This is a genomic window from Kitasatospora aureofaciens (assembly GCF_001188955.3).
GTDB lineage: Bacteria > Actinomycetota > Actinomycetes > Streptomycetales > Streptomycetaceae > Kitasatospora > Kitasatospora aureofaciens.
The window spans coordinates 1-5,289 of sequence record NZ_JPRF03000096.1; the positions used below are offsets into that span (position 1 = coordinate 1).

The window sequence follows — 5,289 nt, forward strand, 5'->3', positions numbered from 1 at the left end:
CGGGTGAGCGGCCGCTGCCCCGTCCTGGTGCTGGCCGGGCGGCCCGGCTCGGGTCGTACGGCGCTCGCCGCCCGCTTCGCCCGGACCGTCGCCGCCGACTACCCCGACGGGGTGCTGTTCGCCCGGCTCTCCGCCCCCGACGGCGGGCGGGTGCCACCGGGCCGGGCCGCCCGGCTGCTGCTGGAGCAGCTCGACCCGCAGGCCGCCGTGCCGTTGCCCGGGGTGGTCGAGGACGGCCGGGACGAACCGGGCTGCGCGGCACTGCGGGAGGCGCTGGCCGGGCTGAAGGTGCTGCTGGTGCTGGACGACGTGCGGGACGCCGGACAGGTGTGGCCGCTGCTCGCCGACGAGCCCGGCTGTCTGGTGGTCGCCACCACGGCCGGGCCGCTCACCGGGATCGAGGACATCGACCCGGTGATCCTCGGCGGGCTGGACCGCCAGGCCTCCGGTGAACTGCTGGCCGACCTGGTGGGCGGCACCCGGATCTCCTGCGACCCGGTCGGCGGGGCCGACCTCGCAGAGGCCTGCGCCGCCCGGCCCGCCGCGCTGCGTCTGATGGCCGGGTGGCTGCGCGGCGACCCCAAGCTCGCCGTCACGGAGGCGGCGCGTGAACTCAACCGGGTGGTGGGGGAGCAGTCGGAGTCCGCGAGGCCGGACGGGGCGGCGGGCAGGTCCGCGAAGGCGGCCAAGGCCGGGAGGACCGACCGGCAGGGGCGGCAGAAGCCCCGGGAGAACAAGGGGGAGCAACGGGCGGCCGGGTCCGCCCCCACCGACGGGTCGGCCGGGTCGGAACCGCCGGCCGCCGAACCGGCCGGCAGCCCGGCGAGCTGGGTGAAGCCCGCGCCGGAGCCCGCGGAACCGGTGCCCGTCCCCGACAACGACCCGCTGCTGGGCGCCTTCACCCTGGTGTACCGGGGGCTGCCCGCCGCCCAGGCGCGGATGCTGCGCACCCTCACCCTCGCCCCGGCGCAGACCGCCGACCCGCGCACCGCCTCCGCCCTGGTCGGCTGCCCGGCGCCGGAGGCCGCCGCGACGCTGGCCGCGCTCGCCGAGCGGGAGCTGCTCGGCGAGGAGGCTCCGGCCGTCGACGGCACCCCGCGCTACCGGGTGCCCGGCCGGCTCTACCCGCGGCTGGTCCGGCTGCGGGAGCAGGAGGACCGGCCCGCCGAGACCGAGCTCGCCCGGGCCCGACTGCTGGAGCGGCTGGTCCGGCTCACCGAATCGGCCCGCGCCCTGCTCGACCCGGCCGACGGCCCCGCCCCCGACCCGCTGCCGGCCGCGCTGCGGCTGGGCTCGGCCGAGCAGGCCCGGGACTGGCTGCTCGGCGAGCGGGAGCTGCTGCTCGGGGCGGTGGCCGACGCGATCGGCCAGGGCGACCTGGACGGCTCGGCCGGCCGGCTGGTCACCGCGCTGCTGCGGGCGCTGCCGCTGACCGGCGCGGCCGCCCCCGCCGACCTGTACCGGCTGCACGAGCTGGTGCTCACCGTCGCCGAGCGCAACGGCCGCCCCCGCCGGGCCTCGGCCGCACTGCTCAACCTGGGCGACCTCCAGGCGGCGGCGGGCTGCTGGGAGCAGGCCGGGACGCACTACCGGGCCGCCCTGGAGCACGCCCGTACGGTCGGGGACGAACCGCTCTGCGCCCGGGCCCTCGAGGGGGCGGCGGGCTGCCACCGGGCCCTCGGCGACGCGGTGCGCGCCGCCGACTGGTACGGGCGGGCGCTCGCCCTGCGGCAGTCGCTGGGGGACCACGCGGCGGAGGCCCGGCTGCTGGCCCGGGTGGCCGAGGCGCACACCGCCCAGCGCCGCTTCGAGGAGGCCGACCGGGAGTACCGGGCGGCCCTCGCGGTGCTGCGCCGGACCGGCGACGAACGGGGCCGGGAGGCCGTCGGAGCCGCCCTCGCGGACCTGCGGGAACGCGTCGGCGGCGGGTGGTGAGGTCGGTTTCGGAGGTATCGTCGAAAGTGCCCGGTTGGAGCGCTCATGGTAGGTAAGTTCCTGTGGAAGCCTACGAACCTGCCAATGTGTTCGGCGAAATTATTCGATTTGGAAGGCTGACACGCCGCCTGGGCTTCATTACACTCGAACTCAGTCGCGCAGCGATCCCCTGCCCCGGCCTGCCCGGAGGCTTCCCCACGTGCGCGTCGCCCACCGGTCTTCTCCGGTCGGGACCCCCATGGCAAGAGGACGTGTTTAGCCGTGAAGGTCGGCATCCCCCGCGAGGTCAAGAACCACGAGTACCGCGTGGCCATCACGCCCGCCGGCGTGCATGAGCTGGTCCGCAACGGACACGAGGTCTACATCGAGGACAACGCCGGTCTCGGCTCCTCGATCCCCAACGAGGAGTACGTGGCCGCCGGCGCCACCATCCTCCCCACCGCCGACGAGGTGTGGGCCACCGCCGACCTGCTGCTGAAGGTCAAGGAGCCGATCTCCTCCGAGTACCACCGGCTGCGGAAGGGCCAGACCCTCTTCACGTACCTGCACCTGGCGGCCGACCGGGCCGGTACCGACGCGTTGATCGCCTCGGGCACCACCGCGATCGCGTACGAGACCGTGCAGCTGGGCAACGGCGCGCTGCCGCTGCTCGCCCCGATGTCCGAGGTCGCGGGCCGCCTGGCCCCGCAGGTCGGCTCGTACCACCTGATGCGTCCGGCCGGCGGCCGCGGCGTGCTGCCCGGCGGCGTGCCCGGCACCCACCCGGCCAAGGCCGTCGTCATCGGCGGTGGCGTCTCCGGCTGGCACGCGGCCACCATCGCCATCGGCATGGGCTACGACGTGACCCTGCTGGACCGCGACATCAACAAGCTGCGCGAGGCCGACCGGATCTTCGGCACCCAGATCAAGGCCATCATGTCCAACTCGTTCGAGCTGGAGAAGGCCGTCCTGGACGCCGACCTGGTCATCGGCGCCGTGCTGATCCCGGGCGCCAAGGCCCCGAAGCTGGTCACCAACGAGCTGGTCTCCCGCATGAAGCCGGGCTCCGTGCTCGTCGACATCGCCATCGACCAGGGCGGCTGCTTCGAGGACTCGCACCCGACCACGCACGACGACCCGACCTTCCAGGTCCACAACTCGGTCTTCTACTGCGTGGCCAACATGCCGGGCGCCGTCCCGAACACCTCCACCTACGCGCTGACCAACGCCACCCTGCCGTACGTGCTGGAGCTGGCCAACCGTGGCTGGAAGGACGCGCTGCGCCGCGACCCGGCGCTCGCGAAGGGCCTGAACGTCCACGAGGGTCAGATCACCTTCCCGGCCGTGGCCGACGCCTTCGGCCTGGAGTCGGTCACGCTGGACAGCGTGCTCGCCTGAACTCCCTGACCGCACGGCGGTCGTTCGCCCTCGACCCGATCCGTTCGGGTCGGGGGCTTAGCCGTGCCCGCGAACGCCGGGTGGAGCGGGCGGGTCGCTCTGTCGTCAATTCCCGTGGGTCGTCCCACCAGACCCCGCGGCCGCCCGCAGAAACGTTAGGGTCATAAGCCCGCTCATCCCTTGACAGCAGCCCGCCCGATAGTCGACACATCGTGCCCACTACCGTGGATTGTGTTGCTGCGAACGCCTTGAACGGCCTAGAGTCGCAAACCGTCGGCATGCTGCCACGCTGACGAATCGACATAGAGTCCTGGATCCCCAAGGAGGTAAGACGACTTGTGAATGAGTCGACAATTGCTCCCGGGGGTGGTCAGCCAGGACTGGCGGAACTCACCGCCGGCCAGCCGAGTGAGGAGCCCGGGGCCCGGCAGCCCTCCGTGGGCTCGGCCGAGGTCGGCTCGGTCGCACTCCGTACCTTCGAAGCACGCCAGAACACAGCGCAGGTGACCACGGTGACCGACCACGACACCGACTTGGCGGCCTACGGCCTGGCCTACGGCGAGTTCGCCTACGGTGCCTACGACGACCCGGACGCCGAGTACGAGCCGGACCCGGAGTACGCCGCCACGCTGGCCCCCGACGCCGCGCGCCAGCGCCGCGAGCGGGTCGGCCCGACCGGCCGACCGCTGCCGTACTTCCCGATCCCCGCGCCGGTCGCCGAGCACGGCCCCGCCCAGATCATCGCCATGTGCAACCAGAAGGGGGGCGTCGGCAAGACCACGTCGACCATCAACCTGGGCGCGGCGCTGGCCGAGTACGGCCGCCGGGTGCTGCTCGTCGACTTCGACCCGCAGGGCGCGCTCTCGGTCGGCCTCGGCGTCAACCCGATGGAGCTCGACGTCACCGTCTACAACCTGCTCATGGAGCGGGGCCTGACGGCCGATGAAGTGCTGCTCAAGACCGCCGTTCCCGGCATGGACCTGCTGCCCTCCAACATCGACCTCTCCGCCGCCGAGGTGCAGCTGGTCAGCGAGGTGGCCCGGGAGTCCGCGCTGGCGCGCGCCCTGAAGCCGCTGCTGCCGGACTACGACTACGTCATCATCGACTGCCAGCCCTCGCTGGGCCTGCTGACGGTCAATGCGCTGACGGCCGCTCACAGCGTGATCGTCCCGCTGGAGTGCGAGTTCTTCGCGCTGCGCGGTGTCGCGCTGCTGACCGAGACCATCGAGAAGGTGTGCGAGCGGCTCAACCCGGAGCTGCGCCTGGACGGCATCCTGGCGACCATGTACGACTCGCGCACCGTGCACAGCCGTGAGGTGCTGGCGCGGGTCGTCGAGGCGTTCGGCGAGCACGTCTTCCACACCGTCATCGGGCGGACCGTGCGTTTCCCGGAGACCACCGTCGCCGGCGAGCCCATCACGACGTACGCGACCAACTCGGTCGGTGCCGCCGCCTACCGCCAGCTCGCCAGGGAGGTGCTCGACCGGTGCCGCCCCGCCGAGTGAGTCTCCCGGGTGCCGACGAGCTGTTCCGGACTACCGGCGGGATGGCGCTGTCGCCGTCCCTCGCGCCGCGTCCGGCCGCCGAGGCATCCAGACCGGAGACCGCGCGGACCGTCAACGGCACGGACGGCGCCGAGGGGGCCGAGGCAGCCCAGGACGACCGGCGGATGCCCCAGGACCAGCAGTCGGGCGCCGCGGTGCCCCCGCCCGGGCAGCCGCCCGTCCAGCGGACGGCCGGGGGCCAGGGCTCCGCGCCTGGCGAAGCCCAGGCCGGGAAGACCGTGACCGGGGGCCGCGGTGGCGCCGCCGCTCCGGCGGGCCGCGCTCACGCGGGTGCCGCCGAGGAGCAGACCGCCGCCGGGCGCGCCGCGCTCACGCGGGTGCCGAGATCGACACCGCACTCACCGAACTGGTCCGCGCCGAACTCCCGTTGGAGCGCGGCTGGCAGATCAAGGTGCGCGGCGCGGACGCCCGC

General features: G+C 73.8%; 3 protein-coding genes. All 3 read left to right on the plus strand.

The genetic code is table 11. The annotated features are described in order from the left end of the window. A partial coding sequence (locus tag HS99_RS38795) for a tetratricopeptide repeat protein (RefSeq protein ID WP_063738024.1) occupies positions 1–1,935 on the plus strand: 1,935 nt, incomplete at its 5' end. Between the two features lie 261 nt (positions 1,936–2,196). Next, a complete protein-coding gene (ald, locus tag HS99_RS38800; RefSeq protein ID WP_030290162.1) occupies positions 2,197–3,312 on the plus strand; it encodes an alanine dehydrogenase in 1,116 nt (371 codons plus the stop codon). A gap of 437 nt (positions 3,313–3,749) precedes the next feature. After that, complete coding sequence (locus tag HS99_RS38805; RefSeq protein WP_030290161.1) at positions 3,750–4,817, plus strand: ParA family protein; 1,068 nt, start codon at positions 3,750–3,752, stop codon at positions 4,815–4,817. Positions 4,818–5,289 lie beyond the last annotated feature (472 nt).